This is a genomic window from Streptomyces hazeniae (genome assembly GCF_031845485.1).
In the GTDB taxonomy this organism is placed as follows: domain Bacteria; phylum Actinomycetota; class Actinomycetes; order Streptomycetales; family Streptomycetaceae; genus Streptomyces; species Streptomyces hazeniae.
The window spans coordinates 48,587-64,649 of record NZ_JAVREQ010000025.1 but is presented as its reverse complement, the minus strand read 5'-3'; the positions used below and the strand labels follow the sequence as shown (position 1 = coordinate 64,649).

At 74.1% G+C, this 16,063-nt stretch carries 17 protein-coding genes; 8 read left to right on the top strand and 9 right to left on the bottom strand.

Annotated elements, in window-relative coordinates:
* The first annotated feature begins 162 nt into the window (after positions 1 to 162).
* The 4 genes from RM572_RS23500 to RM572_RS23485 are packed head-to-tail and all read left to right on the top strand — an operon-like array spanning position 163 to position 6,314.
* Positions 163 to 1,425, top strand: a complete 1,263-nt coding sequence (locus tag RM572_RS23500; RefSeq protein WP_311675401.1) for an ATP-grasp domain-containing protein — start codon at positions 163 to 165, stop codon at positions 1,423 to 1,425.
* Positions 1,422 to 3,362 (top strand): IucA/IucC family protein, encoded by a 1,941-nt coding sequence (locus RM572_RS23495; RefSeq protein ID WP_394813691.1) that lies wholly within the window; start codon positions 1,422 to 1,424, stop codon positions 3,360 to 3,362. Before RM572_RS23500 ends, RM572_RS23495 begins: the two co-directional genes overlap by 4 nt.
* A gap of 7 nt (positions 3,363 to 3,369) precedes the next feature.
* Positions 3,370 to 5,106, top strand: coding sequence for an IucA/IucC family protein (locus RM572_RS23490; RefSeq protein WP_311675400.1), 1,737 nt, complete (start codon positions 3,370 to 3,372; stop codon positions 5,104 to 5,106).
* On the top strand, positions 5,103 to 6,314 hold the full coding sequence (locus tag RM572_RS23485; RefSeq protein WP_311675399.1) for a type III PLP-dependent enzyme: 1,212 nt from the start codon (positions 5,103 to 5,105) through the stop codon (positions 6,312 to 6,314). The genes RM572_RS23490 and RM572_RS23485 overlap by 4 nt, the downstream gene beginning before the upstream one ends.
* A gap of 52 nt (positions 6,315 to 6,366) precedes the next feature.
* Here the strand turns inward: RM572_RS23485 and RM572_RS23480 are convergent, their stop codons facing one another.
* The 3 genes from RM572_RS23480 to RM572_RS23470 form a co-directional block, all read right to left on the bottom strand.
* Positions 6,367 to 7,119 carry a DUF2470 domain-containing protein gene (locus RM572_RS23480; protein ID WP_311675398.1) on the bottom strand — a complete coding sequence of 251 codons (753 nt, stop codon included), beginning with the start codon at positions 7,117 to 7,119 and terminating at the stop codon, positions 6,367 to 6,369.
* Positions 7,120 to 7,230: 111 nt separating this feature from the next.
* Positions 7,231 to 7,725, bottom strand: coding sequence for a GNAT family N-acetyltransferase (locus RM572_RS23475; protein ID WP_394813690.1), 495 nt, complete (start codon positions 7,723 to 7,725; stop codon positions 7,231 to 7,233).
* Between the two features lie 62 nt (positions 7,726 to 7,787).
* The gene (locus tag RM572_RS23470; RefSeq protein WP_311675397.1) at positions 7,788 to 8,402 is read right to left on the bottom strand and encodes a hypothetical protein; all 615 of its coding nucleotides are present in this window, start codon (positions 8,400 to 8,402) and stop codon (positions 7,788 to 7,790) included.
* A 483-nt stretch (positions 8,403 to 8,885) separates the two neighbouring features.
* Between RM572_RS23470 and RM572_RS23465 the strand changes: the two genes are divergently transcribed.
* A complete protein-coding gene (locus RM572_RS23465) occupies positions 8,886 to 9,101 on the top strand; it encodes an LPXTG cell wall anchor domain-containing protein (protein WP_311675396.1) in 216 nt (71 codons plus the stop codon).
* A 144-nt stretch (positions 9,102 to 9,245) separates the two neighbouring features.
* Positions 9,246 to 9,746, top strand: a complete 501-nt coding sequence (locus RM572_RS23460) for a sortase domain-containing protein (protein ID WP_311675395.1) — start codon at positions 9,246 to 9,248, stop codon at positions 9,744 to 9,746.
* Between the two features lie 31 nt (positions 9,747 to 9,777).
* Here RM572_RS23460 and RM572_RS23455 read toward each other — a convergent pair whose 3' ends face one another.
* A complete protein-coding gene (locus RM572_RS23455; protein ID WP_311675394.1) occupies positions 9,778 to 10,659 on the bottom strand; it encodes a DUF4394 domain-containing protein in 882 nt (293 codons plus the stop codon).
* Between the two features lie 402 nt (positions 10,660 to 11,061).
* On the opposite strand from RM572_RS23455, the gene RM572_RS23450 reads away from it, so the two are divergent.
* Complete coding sequence (locus RM572_RS23450) at positions 11,062 to 11,610, top strand: HNH endonuclease (protein ID WP_311675393.1); 549 nt, start codon at positions 11,062 to 11,064, stop codon at positions 11,608 to 11,610.
* Here RM572_RS23450 and RM572_RS23445 read toward each other — a convergent pair.
* From RM572_RS23445 to RM572_RS23430, 4 genes are all read right to left on the bottom strand, one after another.
* Complete coding sequence (locus tag RM572_RS23445; RefSeq protein ID WP_394813689.1) at positions 11,588 to 12,397, bottom strand: sulfite exporter TauE/SafE family protein; 810 nt, start codon at positions 12,395 to 12,397, stop codon at positions 11,588 to 11,590. The genes RM572_RS23450 and RM572_RS23445 overlap by 23 nt on opposite strands.
* Positions 12,398 to 12,476: 79 nt before the next feature.
* The gene (locus tag RM572_RS23440; RefSeq protein WP_136184768.1) at positions 12,477 to 13,433 is read right to left on the bottom strand and encodes an SPFH domain-containing protein; all 957 of its coding nucleotides are present in this window, start codon (positions 13,431 to 13,433) and stop codon (positions 12,477 to 12,479) included.
* Positions 13,434 to 13,515: 82 nt separating this feature from the next.
* Positions 13,516 to 13,941 carry an NfeD family protein gene (locus tag RM572_RS23435; protein ID WP_311675391.1) on the bottom strand — a complete coding sequence of 142 codons (426 nt, stop codon included), beginning with the start codon at positions 13,939 to 13,941 and terminating at the stop codon, positions 13,516 to 13,518.
* A 22-nt stretch (positions 13,942 to 13,963) separates the two neighbouring features.
* Positions 13,964 to 14,755: an ABC transporter ATP-binding protein gene (locus RM572_RS23430; protein ID WP_027762339.1), complete on the bottom strand. Its 792-nt coding sequence runs from the start codon at positions 14,753 to 14,755 to the stop codon at positions 13,964 to 13,966.
* Between the two features lie 161 nt (positions 14,756 to 14,916).
* On the opposite strand from RM572_RS23430, the gene RM572_RS23425 reads away from it, so the two are divergent.
* Positions 14,917 to 15,744: a hypothetical protein gene (locus RM572_RS23425; RefSeq protein WP_311675390.1), complete on the top strand. Its 828-nt coding sequence runs from the start codon at positions 14,917 to 14,919 to the stop codon at positions 15,742 to 15,744.
* Between the two features lie 72 nt (positions 15,745 to 15,816).
* Here RM572_RS23425 and RM572_RS23420 read toward each other — a convergent pair whose 3' ends face one another.
* On the bottom strand, positions 15,817 to 16,062 hold the full coding sequence (locus RM572_RS23420) for a chaplin (protein ID WP_027762341.1): 246 nt from the start codon (positions 16,060 to 16,062) through the stop codon (positions 15,817 to 15,819).
* Between the last annotated feature and the right edge of the window lies 1 nt (position 16,063).

Here is a 16,063-nt window from a genome sequence, read left to right as displayed (position 1 = left end):
TCACTCGGGCCCGGCCGGGCGGGAGAGCGGGCGGGCCGGAGGGGACGACCGGCCTCCGGCCGCCCCTCCCCCAACTCTGCCGACAGCACGGCCGGTTGGCGCCTTTAGGGTTGCCTAACTTAAGCTCGGCTGACTCCCGTGACGTGCCGGAAGGGACCTGACGTGCAGGTGTATCTGCTTGCCATGAAGCCGACCGACTCGGTCGGCCGGGGCTTCCTTCCGGCCGCCCGGCGACTCGGACTTCGGCTCACCCTGCTCACCGACCGCCCGGACGCGTACCTCGGGCACGGCACCGACGCTGCGGTCCGCGGGCCGGCGGACTCCGCACCGGGCGAGGCGCCGGAGGACGAGGTGCGGTGGGACGGTGTCGAGGTGCTGCGCTGCGACGTCGGGGACGCCCGCGCGGTGATCGGGCGGATCTCGGCCCACCGTGCCCCCGACGCGGTCTTCACCAACAGCGACCACCTGCAGACGCAGGCCGCGCTGGCCGCGACCTACTTCGGGCTCCCCGCGAAGGACTGGCGTGCCGCGCTGCGCACGAAGGACAAGGCCGAGATGCGCAGGCATCTCGCGGCCTCCGGCGCGGACACCGTGTGGTCCGCCGAGATCGCGCCGGACGACGCCGTCGCCGCGCGGCTGCGGACGCTGCAGGTGCCGTACCCGTGCGTGGTGAAACCGCGTGAGGGCGTGGCCAGCGAGGACGTGTTCCTCGCCGAGGACGCCGCCGGACTCGCGCGGCGCTGCGAGGAGATACGCACCCGGCGCCCCGGCGCCGCCCTGGTGGTGGAGGAGTACCTGCCGGGCACGCTGTACACGCTGGAGACGGTCGGGGACGCCGACGGCCTGCGGCCGCTGGGGGGCTTCCGCACCCTGCTGTCCCCGCCGCCCCATTTCGTCGAACGGCGCATGACCTACGTCCCCCGCCACCCGGAGCCGGTGACCGGCACCGTGCTCTCCCAGCTCCGTTCCCTCGGCGTCGGCCTGGGCGCCTGCCACACCGAGTTCGTGGTCCACGAGGGACGGGCGAGGATCATCGAGGTCAACTACCGGGCGGTCGGGGACCACGGTGACCTGCTGCTGGCAGAGCTGCTCGGCGTCCCGCTCTTCGAGCGCGTCCTCGAACTGCACCTCGGGGCGCCGCTGTCCGACGGGCTGCGGCCGAACGACGGCGCGGCAGCCCGGATCGACTACGTGTGCGCCGAACGCGCCGGCGTGCTGTCTTCCGCACCCGCGGCGGTGGACGAGAACGCCGCCGGACTGCGGCTGGCCTACCGTCCGCTGCGCCCGACCGGCGAACGCCACGACCTCCACCACACCAACCGGGACTACCTGGGGATACTGCGCACCCTCGGCCCCGACCAGCCCTCCGTGGACCGGGCGGCGGACCGCTTCCTGACCTCCCACCGGTGGGAGATCACCGAGTGACCGCCGGGCCGGGGCCCGCGACAGGCCGGTCCGCCGATCCCGCTCGCCGCCCCGGAGCCGAAAGCTGCACGGCGGCCCCTCCTCCCGATCTCCCGGACGCCACCGGCGGCACGGGCCCGGCGCGGACCGGCACCTGCGCGGCGGAACGCGAACTGCTGACACGCGTCCTCAGCGCGCTGCTGCGGGAGGACGTCGTCGGGCTGCGCTCCCGGTCGGCCCGGGTCGACGCCGACGACGGCCGCTGGCTCCGGCTGCCGGCGGGCCCCGGCCGGGCGCTGCTCCTGCCGGTACGGGACGACGGCTTCCAGTCCGCCCTGGCGGCCCGGCTGCCGCTGCTGCGCCGGGAGCCCGGGGGCTCCTTCCTGACCACGGTCGACGACGTCCTCGACGCGCTGGCCGAACTGGCCGCTCCCGAGGACCGTCCCGGTTTCGACGCCTTCGCCGCCGAGTGCCGCGCGGACCTGCTGGCCCGCCGGCTGCACGCGGCGACACGGCAGGAGCTGCACGCGCGGCTCGCCGACCGGTACGGCCCCGACCCCGCCCGCTGGCAGGGTCACGCGGCCTCCCTCGCCTTCGACGCCCTCGCGGCCCGTGCGGACCATCCGGTGTACCCCGCCTCGCGGGCCCGCGTGGGGCTGACCGAGCAGCACCTGCTGACCTGGGCGCCCGAGTTCCACCGCCGCTTCCGGCTCCGGTGGCTCGCTCTGCCCGCCGAGAACGTCGTGCGCTCCGCCGCTCCCGGACACCGCCACCCGGACGACGGCTCGGAGGCCGCCTTCGGCGCGGGTCGCACGGGCCTGTTCACGCCGGACGAGGCGGACCTGACGCCGCTCGCCGCGGCGGTGCCGAGGGCGTGGCGGCGGACCCATGTGCTGCTGCCGGTGCATCCGCTCGCCGTCGGCCCGGCGCTGCGGGAGGCCCTGGACGCCACCGGGCTGAGCGGGCGGGCCGCCGTCCTGGAAGAAGAACATCTCCCTGTCGTGCCCACCCTCTCGATGCGGACCGTCGCCCTCACCGGCCACCCCGGCACCCACGTGAAACTGCCGCTGCCCACCTCGACGCTCGGCCTGCTCAACCGCCGCACGCTGCGCCCGGGCACCCTCCGGGACGGGGCCGCCTGCCGGCGCCTGCTGGCCCGCGTGGTCCGGCGCGAACCGCGCTTCCACGGCCGGATCCTCCTCGCCGACGAGTCGCAGTACGCGTCGGCCGGGCACGAACTGCTGACCGTGCTGATCCGGCGCCAGCCACCGCTCGGCGGCGACAAGGTCGTCGTCCCCCTGGCGGCGCTCGCGGCCCCGGCACCCGACGGCCGCCGGGTGCTCGACTCCCTCGCCGACCGCTTCCACGGCGGGGACGTCACCGCGCTCCTCGACGCGCTGCTCACCCTGCTGCTCGACTGGGGCGTCACGCTGTTCGGCTACGGCGTCGCGCTCGAATCCCACCCGCAGAACGTCTCCCTCGTCCTCGGCGGCCCGTGCGGGGGCACGCGGCTGCTGTTCAAGGACAACGACGGGCCGCGCATCCGCCCCGACCGGCTGCTGCGGGCGCACGGCGACGAGGACGCCGCACGCCTGCCGGTTTTCGACGACCCGCGCCTCCTCGTCACCGACGACGGCGCCCTGGCGGACCTGTTCACCACCGTCACCGTCCACCTGTGTGCCGGCGCGTGGGCGTTCGCCCCGGGCACCGAGCACAACCGGCTGCGGCGGGCCCTGACCGACCTGGTGAGGACCCGGCTCACCGAGGCCGTGGACCGGCTGGCCGTACGGGATCGCGACGCCGCCGGCGTGCTGCGCGCCCGGCTCCTGCACGCCCCGGAGCTGCCGGTCAAGGCGATGGTGACGGCGGGCACGCTCCTGACGAAGGCGCGCTCCGGCGCCGCCGACATCAACAAGCACTACACCACCGGCCCCAACTACCTGTTGCGGAAGGCGTGAACCGTCCGTGAACGGCCCCACCACCGCCCACTCGCCGGCGCTCGCCGGCGCGAGGCTCCCGACAGCCGGCGAGGCGGTCGCCCACACCCTCCTCAACTGCGTGCTGCGCGAGGTGGCCGGCCCGGACGCATGCCGCGTCACCGACGGGCGCCTCGTGCTGCGGCTGCCCTCGTCCGGCGTGCTGCTCCGGGTCGGGCTGCGCCGCACGTCCCTGCTGGGCGCGCACCGGTTCACCGGGCCGGTGGACGCGCACACCGGCCGCGACTGGAGCCGGACCTCCTGGGAGCGGCTGGCCGACCTGGTGCACGCCGAACTGACCCTGCTCACCGGCGCCGGCAACGACGAATTCACGTCCCAGGTCGCGTCGAGCCACCGCGCCGTCCGCAGCGCGCTCGCCCGGCCCGTCCCTCCGCCCCGTAAGCCCCCGTACGCGGGCGACCCGGTCGCGGCCTACCTGGCGAGCGAGCAGTCCCTGCTCTTCGGCCACCGGTTCCATCCCACCCCCAAGGCGCACGGCGCCGATGCGGAGGACTGGGCGGCGTACGCGCCCGAGGAGGGTGCCCGGTTCCCGCTGCGGATGCTCGCCGTGCGCGAGGACCTCGTCACCGAGGACGCCTCCCGGCCCGGCGCCCTCGCCCCCCTGGACCGCCTCGGCACGGCCCCCGCGGGGTACCGGCTGCTGCCGTCGCACCCCTGGCAGTACCGGCTGCTGCACCGCCGGCCCGCCCTCGCCGCCGCCCTGGCCGACGGTTCCGTACGGGACCTGGGGCCGGGCGCCGAACCGGTCGTCCCCACCGCCTCGGTGCGCACGGTCCACGACGGCACGTCCTTCCTGAAGTTCAGCCTGGACGTGCGCATCACCAACTGCGTCCGCAAGAACGCCTCCTACGAACTCGCCGGAGCCGTGGCCCTCACCCGGATACTGGAGCCGGTGCTCGACGACCTGGCGCTGGTGCACCCCGGCGCCACGGTGCTCCGCGAGCCCGGCTTCCGCAGCATCGCCGTGCCCTCGTCCGGAGGCGGCGTCGACCGCACCCTGCTGGAAGGTCTCGGCGTCATCGTGCGGGAGGGGTTCGGCCCGCACCTGCCCCCCGGTGCCACACCGCTGCTCGCCGCGGCCGTCGCCGACGAGTACGCCCCCGGCCCCGGACGCGTCGGTGCGCTGCTGGGCGACGGCGCCGATGCCACGGCGGTGCTCGCCTGGTGGGAGCGGTACGTGGACCTCGTCGTGCCGCCGGTGCTGACACTGTTCTTCCGGCACGGTGTCGTCCTGGAGCCGCACCTCCAGAACGTGGTCGTCTGCGCCGACGCCGAAGGAGCCCCGGTCCGCGTGCTCTTCCGGGACCTGGAGGGGACCAAGCTGGTGGCCGGACGGCACGACGCGGCGCTGGCGGGCCTGGACCACGACGTCGCGGCAGGACTGACCTACGCACCCCGGCAGGGCTGGGACCGGGTGGTCTACTGCCTCCTCGTCAACCACCTGGCGGAGGTGCTGGCCGCACTGGCCGACCTGCGTCCCGATGCCGAACCACGGCTGTGGCGGCAGGTCGGGGTCACCCTCGCCCGCTGCGCCGCGGACCTCGGCGCCCCGCCCGCGCTCCGCTCCCTGCTCGCCGGGGAGCGGCTGCCGGCGAAGGCCAACCTGCTCACCCGCTGGCGCCGCGCCCCGGACCGGGACGCCGGCTACGTCCGGCTCCCCTCCCCGCTCGCCGACCGGAACGTGACGAGGGGACCCGTGCGTTGACTCTCCTCACCCCCGCCGTGCGCGCCCAGGCCCGCGCACTCCGCGACGACGAACTCCCCTGCTACCTCTACGACCTGGCGGCGCTGCGGGAGCACGCGTCCTCCGTCCGGGCCGCGCTGCCCGGGCCGGTGGAGCTGTACTACGCGGCCAAGGCCAACGCGGAACCGGCGATCCTGCGGGAGCTGGCCCCGTTCACCGACGGTTTCGAGGTCTCCTCGGGCGGGGAGCTGGCGCATGTGCGCCGGGCGGTTCCCCGGAGCCCGCTGGCCTTCGGCGGGCCGGGCAAGACTCCGTCCGAGATCGCCGCGGCACTGCGTGCGGGGGTGGAGCGCTTCCACGTCGAGAGTCTGCACGAACTGCGGCTGCTGACCCGCGCTGCCGCCGAACGGCGGGGCACGCGGGGTCCGCGGCCCCGGGTGCTGCTCCGGCTCAACCTGCCGGTCGACGCGCAGGCGCTGACGGGCAGTGCGCTCGCCATGGGCGGCGGGGCGGCCCCCTTCGGCATGGACCCGTCGGAGGCGGGTGACGCGTGGAAACTGCTCTCGGGGGACGCCGCGGACCACCTGGAGCCGGCCGGTCTGCACGTGCACCTGGCCAGCGGTCTGTCCGCGGAGGCCCAACTGGCGCTCACCGAGGAGATCCTCGGCCGGGTGACGGCTCTCGCCGGCCGCCACGGACTGCCGTTGCGGGAGGTCACCGTCGGCGGCGGGATGGCCGTCGACTACACGCGGCCCTTCGAGCGGTTCGACTGGACGGCCTTCGGCGCGGGACTGGCCCGTGCGGCACGGCGCCACCCCGGGCCGGTGCTGCGGATCGAACCCGGCCGCGCGCTGACCGCGTACTGCGGCTGGTACGCCACCGAGGTGCTCGACGTGAAGCGCAGTCGGGGCGAGGACTTCGCGATCGTCCGGGGCGGCACCCACCACCTGCGGACGCCGGTGACGAAGGGGCACGACCAGCCCGCAGAGGTCCTGCCGATGGACGACTGGCCGCATCCGCCGCCCCGGCCGGCCGTGCGCGGCGACCGCGTCACCGTGGCCGGGCAGCTGTGCACGCCGAAGGACGTGCTCAGCCGCGGGCTGGTGGCACCGGGCCTGCGGGCGGGCGACCGGGTGGTCTTCGCGCTGGCCGGGGCGTACGCGTGGAACATCTCGCACCACGACTTCCTGATGCATCCGCGCCCCGGTTTCCGCTTCCTGACGCCGTGACGGTGCCGGGAGGGACGGGTGAGGGCCGGGGGCACCCGTCCCTCCCGGGGACTCACCGGGCCAGGCGCCGCCGCCCGTGTCCCGGCGCCCGGCGGGCGCGCGCCTTCGGCGTCACCGGCCTGTGCATCAGGAGGTCGATCTGCTCCCGCACCTCCGAGGCGTCGCGCACCGGCGCGGGGAAGCGGATGCGGAGGTCGGTGTGCCCGTCGCCGTCCTCGGCCCGGAGCGTGATCCCGTAGCGGTCGATCGCGTACGGCAGGACCCGTGCCGGCGGAGACGCCGGCCGTACACCGGCGAGTTGGGCCAGGTGCGCGACGATGTCCCGGTGGTCCTCGTGCAGATGCGTCAGCATGGGCGCCTCCTGCGTGGCGAGCACGTCCGGCCGTGCGCGTGCGAGCACGTCGGGCCCGACCTCCTCGGTGACCTCCGCCCGGCGCAGTTCCGCTCGCGCCGTGTCGAACCGCAGCACCACCGCGTCCGGTACGGACTGCTCGGCGGCGGCCTCCAGCCGGCCCGAGAGCGTGACCCGGGCCCTGACCCGGTCGCGCACGGGTGTCGGTGCGATGTCGGTGAAGTCCAGCCGGGCGGTGAGGAGTCCGTGCGGGGCGCACAGCGCCTCGACGGTCAGCGGGCTGTCGGCGGGGGCGTGGAGATGCACCCGGCCCCGGCCGTCGACGGTGTGCATGCCGATCAGGTCGTACGCGGTGCTGTGCGTCGTCAGGCTCAGCGACTCGGCGGCGGCGACGGCGGACCGGAGCCGCTCCGCGCTGCTGGGACGTCCGTCGTGGGCCGGGAGGCGGACCATGAACCCTCCTTAGGTAAGGCTTACCTAAGCTAGCAGATCCCCGGGGCCGCCACCGGGCGGCGGGTCCCGCTCACACGAAGGGCGCCTCCCGCCGCTCACACGCTCACCCGCTCACACTGCGAAGGAGATCCAGACATCCGGGGGCACGTCGTCCCGTCCGGGCACCGGACGCCGCTCCTCGGCCCAGGACTCCCCCGCGATCTCGCCGGCGACCCGGCGCCAGAAGCGAGCCGCGCCCTCGTTCGCGTCCTGGAACGCCAGCTCCCACGCCCCGGGGTGCCGCTCCAGCACCTCGCGGGCGGCCCGCAGACCGATCCCCGTCCTCCGCACCGCCCGGACCACGAAGAAGGCGTTCAGCACCCGCCTCGGCCCGATCAGCCCCCGGACCAGCGCCAGCCCGACGGGGCGGCCGCTCCCCACCACGAGGTAGGCCGCCCAGTCCGGGTCCGCGCGCAGCACCGGCTCCAACCGGTCGCGCCGGTACCAGCCGTCGGGGTCGGGCAGCCCGCCCTGGAACTCGGACATGTCGTGCCGGAACATCAGCCACAGCCGCTCCAGCACCGGGACCTCACCGGACCCGACCAGCCGCACCGTCGTCTCGTCCACCTGTCCACCCCCGGGCACGGGTGGGGCGTCCGCCGCGCCCGTGCCCGCTCGTCACGCGCCCGTCACTCGGGCACCGCCTGCACGCTCTCCGCCACGTTCCCGCTGTGGCACTGCACCGTCGCCACGTCCGGCGCGCTCACCACACGACTGCCCGTCACGACATAGCCCTGACCGGACTGGAGGTTCCTGCACTGGGCCTGGGCCCGGTAGCGCCCGGTGTCGCACTGCGCCTTCGCCCGCCCGTAGTAGTGGTTGTTCCCCTCGTGCACCCACTCGATCCACGACGTGCAGCCGGTGACGCCCGACGCCGGGGGCTCGGCCACCGCGTGCACGCTCTCCGCCACGTTCCCGCTGTGGCACTGCACGGTCGCCACGGAAGGCGCACCGGTCACGCGCGTCCCGTAGACGACGTACCCCACCCCGCTCTGCAGGTTGCGGCACTGCGCCTTCACCCGGTACGTGCCGGTGGCGCACTGCACGTTGGCCCGCCCGTAGTAGTGGCTGTTCCCCTCGTGCACCCACTCGACCCACGACGTGCAGCCCGTGGGCGCAGCCGCGGGTGCGGCCTGCGGCGCGGCGGGCGCCCCACCCGTCGGCGGGACCGCCTGGGCTGGGCCCGCCATCAGCCCCAGCCCGAGGAGAGCCGTCGCGAGAGCGAGTATCCGACGTCTGAACACCGTTGCCTCCAGGAACCGTTGAGAGCGTGCCCGGCGGGCACGAAGTCACGGAACGTACCACCGGGCCGCCGCTCGGCAGGGGCGGCCCGGAAGACTTCTGGAGGTCCCCCGCGACCCCGGGGCCGACCGGTGTGCCGCCCGCGGTGGCAGGGAACCCCACCGGCCGGACCGAGCGGCGGGGTGCGTGCCGGGCACGCGGCCACCCGTACGTCCCAGCCTCCGGCGCCCGACTTTCTCCTCCTTCCGGAGACCGGAGGGTGGTGCGGGCGGGTGGCCGCTCACCTGCAAGGACCCGGTCGCGCCCTGAGGAACCGGGCCGGGGGAACACCAGCGGTTGGGCGAATCGGCCCACCCGAGGGCCGGCGTCGCGGTGGCGGCCCCGCGCTCGCCGACGGAGGTTCAGGACGTGTACGGAGCCGTGTCGGCCCGCGCCGCAGCGGCGCCGGCGGCATGGCGACCTCGTCTGCCAGCTGGAGCATCCCGATGAAGAGAACTGTCACGGCCGCCTTCGTCGCACTCGCCGCGGCCGCGCCGTCGGTGGCGCTCGCCCCGACCGCCACAGCCGGCGGCGTCTCCGGCGGCCAGGGCGGCACCCAGGCCGGTGACGACACCACGACCGCGGCCGCCGCCACCGGCGGTGCCCTCCTCCTCGCCGCGGCGGGCGCCTACTGGATGCGTCGCCGCAGCACCGACACCTGACCGGGCCTCTCTCCATGCCGACGCACCGGCACACCGGCCGCCGCCTGCACCACGACCGGCCTCGCTCTGCTCGCGATGGCCTTCGCCCCACAGCAGCAACCTCCCCCCGTGCCGCCTCCGTCCGCCGCCCGCGGGGAATCCGAGGTGCCCTCCTCGGCAACGGAGCGGCGGGGCGATCCCGGCCGGGAGGCGATGGCGCGGTCCGAGCCGTCACGGATCACCGGCCGGAGCGTCGGACTGTCGGCGGCCGTCACGCCGGTCGGCCTGGCCGACGACGGGTCGATCGCACTGCCTGGGGACGCGGACCGGGCCGGCTGGTACGACGGCTCGGTCACACCCGGCGAGGCGGGCAACGCCGTCCTGGTCGCGCATGTGGACTCCACCTCGGGCCCCGCCGCGTTCTACGAACTCGGCGCGCTGGAGGAAGGAGACCGCGTCACCGTCCGACGGCGTGACGGGTCCACCGCCCGCTTCACCGTCACCGGCATCGCCGTCCATCCCCGGGACGAGATGCCCGCAGCGGTCTACCGGCCCACCCTGCGTCCTCGGCTCACCCTGATCACCTGCACGGAATGGGACCCCGAGGCGCGCGCCTACCGCAGCAACCTCGTCGTCACCTCCCTGCTCACCGGTGGCCGGGGCTGAGCACCACGCGGCTGTGCGGAGCGACGAACGGTCAGTGCTGGTTGAGCGGCAGCGCCACGTCGGCGATCTGGCGGCGCTCGGGGAACGCGCCCACCTTGTGCGCCTCGCCGGTGAGGACGTTGACCTCGTAGAAGCGGTAGGAGCCGTTGACCCGCAGGGCGGCGAAGCCGCTGTTGGTGCCCTTCTTGGGGCAGTAGTAGATGTCGAACCCGGCCGAGGGGCCGACGTTCACGCCGAGCGCGCCGACGGCGGCGAGCGTGCCGGCGTTGGCCGGGGACTGCAGCGACACGCGGTCGTTGCGGGTGTCGATGTCGAACAGCGTGGTGGCGGTCGCCGGGTCCAGGTCGTTGTTGGTGTAGGCGGCGCCGGTGACGCCCCGGGCGGTGCTGGGCGGCATGGTCGGGTTGGTCAGCGTGCCGTCCTCGATGGTGGCCTCGGGGGCTGAGGGGTCGTCGATGTTGTGCCGCAGGTTCTGCCCGGTGTTGGAGATGACCCGCAGCCGGTCCGCGGCGGGGTTGAAGTCCACGCCGAACCGGCGGCCCTCCAGGCCCACGGTCAGCTGGGAGACCTTCTGGGCCGTGGCCCGCGGGTTGAGCGTGTAGATGCCGCCGCGGTTCCCGACGCCGTAGAGCTTGTGGTCCTGCACGCGGAAGTCGATGCCCACCAGGCGGGAGTCGCCCCACAGGCCCCGGATCCGGCCCAGCTCCCACGCCTTGCCGGGCTTGTTCGCCTTGAACTCCAGCAGTCGCTTGCCGTTGGGGGAGAGCCCGACCACCGTCAGCGGGCCGTCGTGCTTCGGAGCGGCGAACGCGGCCGCAGGCATGTCGGCGTCGGCCGGAGCGAGCGCGGCGGCCGGGACGGCCGAGGACAGCGCGGTGGCGATCACCGCAGCGGCAAGGACGGTCTTACGCATCGAATCTCCCTCGGTGCCGGCCCGCAGTTCGGGCGGTCACGGCAGACCCTAAGGGCGCATCCACCGAATCTTCACAAGCCGCGCGAGAGGTACGGACCCGGACGAAAAATCCACCCGGGAAGCCGAGTGCCCAGGACTCCACGCCCTCCCGCCGCCTCGCCCCCCGTACCGCGCTCGCACAGACCGGCGACCGGTGGACGGCGCACGGCCGGTGCTGCTCCCCACCCCGCACGTCGGGCCGGTGAGAAATGCAGTAGAGCAATGCGCGCCGAGTCGCGATGCTCATGGGGTGGGCGAACCGGGTATCCCCAAGAGGGCGCCAACCGGGTCGCGCGCGCCGTCCTGCTCGGCCTCGAACCCCTCTCCTCGGGCCGAGTTCCGAGAGAAAGCGCAGGTGGAGTCATGATCAACAAGCGCCAGACGCTGGTTCTCAACGCCGGCTTCGAGCCGCTGTCGACCGTGTCGCTGCGACGCGCGGTCGTCCTGGTGATGCAGGACAAGGCCGTCGTGGAGCAGTCGCACCCCGGCCTCCGCGTGCGGGCGGCCAGTCTCGACCTTCCGGTGCCGCAGGTGGTGAGACTCTGCAGATACGTCCGGGTTCCGTTCCGACAACGGGCGCCGTGGTCACGCCGCGGTGTGCTGGTCCGGGACCGGCACCGGTGCGCCTACTGCGGGCGCCGTGCGACCACGGTCGACCACGTGGTGCCGCGCTCCCGCGGCGGCGGCGACACCTGGCTGAACACCGTGGCGGCGTGCGCGGCGGACAACCACCGCAAGGCGGACCGCACGCCGGTCCAGGCCGGCATGCGGCTGCTCACGCAGCCGTTCGAGCCGACGCCGGCGGACGCACTTCTGCTCGCGCTCAACCTGCGGGACGGCGACGCCCTGCCCGAGTGGCTCGGTGTGCGGGGCGGAGGGACCGCGGCGGTCAGTTCAGCAGCAGCTGGATGATCGCGGCCAGTCCCACGGCCACGATGACGCCGCGCAGCACCGTCGGCGGCAGCCGGCGCCCGATGCGGGCGCCGAGCTGCCCGCCGACGGTGGAGCCGACCGCGATGAGCAGCACCGCCGTCCAGTGGAACTCGGCGACGAACAGGAAGAAGACCGCCGCGACGCCGTTCACGACGGCGCTCAGCACGTTCTTCACGGCGTTGATGCGCTGCAGGTCGTCGGGCAGCAGCAGACCCATCAGGGCCAGGTAGATGACGCCCTGGGCGGCGCCGAAGTAGCCGCCGTAGGCGCTGGCGACGCCCATGCCACCGAGCAGGGTCGGCCCGCCGTGCGCCGGCGGCCTGCGGTCCTTCTGCTCACGGCGGCGCTGCATCGCGCGGGAGAGCCGGGGCTGGAGGACGACGAGGACCAGGGCGACGGCGATGAGGGCGGGCACGATGAGCTCGAACGCGCCGGGCGGAAGCGTGATGAGCAGCGCGGCGCCCGCCAGCGAGCCCACCAGGGCGACGGCGCCGAGCCGCAGGATGCGGGCGCGCTGGCCCTTGAGTTCGCGGCGGTAGCCGATGGCTCCGCTGACGGATCCCGGCACCAGCCCGAGGGCGTTGGAGACGTTGGCGGTGACAGGCGGCAGGCCGACGGCGAGGAGCACGGGGAAGGTGATGAGGGTGCCGGACCCCACGACGGTGTTGATGGCGCCGGCCCAGATGCCGGCGACGCAGACGGCCGCCATCTCCCAGATGCTCACGCGCTGACCCCTCGGCTGATCGGTGCTCGGGGCACCGATCATGCCCGAGGGAGGTGGCGTCCGTGCAGCCGGGTCTCACTCCGTGGGCCGCGCGGTGCGGTGCCCGGCGGGCGCGGGGCGGTCAGTCGATGGGGGGCTGCTGGCGCGGGGTCTTGGTCAGGCCCGTGCCGGACTGGCCGCCGGACCCTCCGGTGCTGCTGCTGCCGGGGCGGAAGCCGTCCAGAGCCCCGCCGAGGCCCTTCAGGGCGTCGCCGATCTCGCTGGGCACGATCCAGAGCTTGTTGGCGTCGCCCTCGGCGATCTTCGGCAGCATCTGCAGGTACTGGTAGGAGAGCAGCTTCTGGTCCGGGTCGCCGGCGTGGATGGACTCGAAGACGGTACGGATGGCCTGCGCCTCGCCCTCGGCGCGCAGGGCCGCGGACTTGGACTCGCCCTCGGCCCGGAGGATCGCCGACTGCTTCTCGCCCTCCGCGGTGAGGATCGCGGACTGGCGTACGCCCTCGGCCTGGAGGATCGCGGCGCGCTTGTCGCGGTCGGCGCGCATCTGCTTCTCCATCGAGTCCTGGATGGAGGTCGGGGGCTCGATCGCCTTGAGCTCCACGCGGTTGACGCGGATGCCCCACTTGCCGGTCGCCTCGTCGAGGACGCCGCGCAGCGCGGCGTTGATCTCCTCGCGGGAGGTCAGGGTCCGCTCCAGGTCCATGCCGCCGATGATGTTGCGCAGGGTGGTGACGGTGAGCTGCTCGATCGCCTGGATGTAGCTGGCGACCTCGTACGTGGCCGCGCGGGCGTCGGTCACCTGGTAGTAGATGACGGTGTCGATGTTGACGACCAGGTTGTCCTGGGTGATGACCGGCTGCGGCGGGAACGGGACGACCTGCTCACGGAGGTCGACGCGGTTGCGGATGGTGTCGATGAACGGCACCACGATGTTGAGTCCCGCGCTGAGGGTGCGGGTGTACCGGCCGAAGCGTTCCACGATGGCCGCGCTCGCCTGCGGAATGACCTGGATCGTCTTGATGAGTGCGATGAAGACCAGCACCACCAGGATGATCAGGACGATGATGATGGCGTCCATCGCCTCTCCCCCTGTCGTTGTCGTCAGCACTGAGCCGGGCACACTGCGTGGAGCGTCCGTCACCCGGGGATCAGCATACGTGTCATCCCATCACGACCGCCGTGGCGCCGTCGATCTCCACCACGTCGACGCGCGCGCCCGCTTCGTAACTGACGCCGTCGTCGAGGGAGCGCGCCGACCAGACCTCGCCGGCCAGCTTGATCCGCCCGCCCTGCCCGTCGACCCGTTCCAGCACCACGGCCTGACGGCCGGTCAGCGCGTCGACCCCGCTGCGGTGCGCGGGCACCTGCGTGCGGGAGCGCTTGACCAGGGGGCGTACGACGAGGAGCAGCGCGACCGAGACCGCGACGAACACCAGTGTCTGCGCGACGATTCCGCCGCCGAGCGCGGCGGTGACGGAGCCCGCCAGCGCCCCGACCGCGAACATGCCGAACTCCGGCATCGCGGTGAGTACGAGAGGGATGCCCAGCCCTACGGCGGCGATCAGCCACCACACCCATGCGTCCACCCGCCTTATGGTAGGCGGAAGATCAGCTGAGCGGCAGACCCTGTGCGGTCCAGCGGTCGCCGTTCTGCTCGACGACGAGCGGAAGACCGAAGCACAGCGAGAGGTTGCGCGAGGTCAGCTCGGTCTCGATCGGTCCGGCGGCCAGCACCTTGCCCTGACGGATCATCAGCACGTGACTGAAGCCGGGGGCGATCTCCTCGACGTGGTGGGTGACCATCAGCATGGAGGGGGCGTACGGGTCGCGGGCGAGGCGGCCGAGGCGGCGCACCAGGTCCTCGCGGCCGCCCAGGTCGAGACCGGCGGCGGGCTCGTCGAGCAGGAGGAGTTCGGGGTCGGTCATCATGGCGCGGGCGATCATGGTGCGCTTGCGCTCGCCCTCGGAGAGCGTGCCGAACTTCCGGTCCAGGTAGTCGCTCATGCCCAGGCGGTCGAGGAAGGCCAGGGCACGGTCGCGGTCGATGTCGTCGTAGCTCTCCCGCCAGTGCGCGGTCATGCCGTACGCGGCGGTGAGGACGGTCTCCAGCACCGTCTGGGAGCGGGGCAGCTTCTCGGACAGCGCCATGCCGGCCATGCCGATGCGGGGCCGCAGGTCGAAGACGTCCACGGTGCCCAGGCGGTCGCCGAGGACGGTGGCGGTGCCGGTGGTCGGGAAGAGGTAGCTCGAGGCGATGTTGAGGAGCGTGGTCTTGCCGGCGCCGTTGGGGCCGAGGATGACCCAGCGCTCGCCCTCCTTGACCGACCAGGAGACCTCGTCCACGAGTGCGCGGCCCTCGCGGACCACTGATACGTCCACCAGGTCCAGTACGTCGCTCATGAGCGTGTCGTCTCCCCATGCTGTCGGTGAAGTCGCTTTTGCCGGTGCCCTGCGGGCACAGGCCCATGGGAAAACCTACGCCACACCTCCACCGGTACGGTTCCCGAGGTCGCCGGGCGGTCCCGGGCCCCTGCGCGGCTCCACGGCCTACGCTGGGGCACATGCTCGAGGAGACGCGTTCAGGACGGCTGGCCGCCTGGGGGAACGCCCTGCTGGCCGGGGCGGTGTCGCCGGACGAGGCGGCGTCGCACATCACGGCGGAGGACGCCCGGCACCGGGTGGGCGGGCTGCCCGGACCGGAGGGCGCGGCGGACGACGACGTGGCGGGACTCACGCTGGCGCTGGGGCGGCTGCGCGCGCTGGGCGCCGTGGGCCTGCGGCTCGCGCTGCCCGCCTCCGGTCATCCGCTGGGGCTGAGCGGACCGCCGGAATTCAACGCCCTGGCGCTGGAGGCCGGGGAGGCGGTGGTGGCCTCGGGGACAGGGCTGGGCCTGGTGCCCGAGGTGCACGAGGCGGGTCCGGCGACGGACGGTGCGGACCCCCTCGACACCCACGTGGAGGTGGTGTGGCGCTGTCTGCCGGTGCGGGAGGCGCCGCCGGCCGACGTGCCGTCGCTGGCCGAGGCGGAGCGTGAACTGGCGGAGGCGCTGCGGGAGGCGACGCAGGTGCTGACGCGGCTGGACGTGGCCGGGTCCGGGCCCGTCGCCGACGCGGCGCTGGAGGCGTACCGTGCACGCGCCGAGGCGGGGCGGCGGCTGCTGGCGCCCGGGTATCCGCCGCGTGCGGTGCGGGTGCTGGAGCTGGCGCAACGGGTCGGCGCCCTGGTGGCCATCGCCGAAGGGGACGGCGCCGCGCACGGCACGGCCATGAGCGCCTCGCAGATCGCCGCGCGCGCGGAGGCGCTGCGGCCGGTGGAACGTACGGCCCGGCGGGCGCAGGTGGCGGCGTACAACGCCGGTGCGGAGGAACTGGAGCGGCGTCGGAGCTGAGAGCGCGCGGGCGGGAACGCGCCGGGGCCCCGCGGTGCGCGCACCGTGGGGCCCCAGGCCGACGCGCGTCGGTCACTTGACGACGCAGGTGTTCCCGAAGGCCGGGTTCAGCAGCGCGATGACGTTCACGGTGTTGCCGCAGACCTGGACCGGCACGTCCACGGGCACCTGCACGACGTTGCCCGAGAGGACGCCCGGCGAGTTCGCGGCGACCGCGTCGGCGGAGGCACCGTCGTGCGCGACGGCGGCACCGGCTCCGGACACGGCGAGCCCGGCGGCGGCGACGGCGACCGTGGCGATCCTCTTCATGTTCTTCATC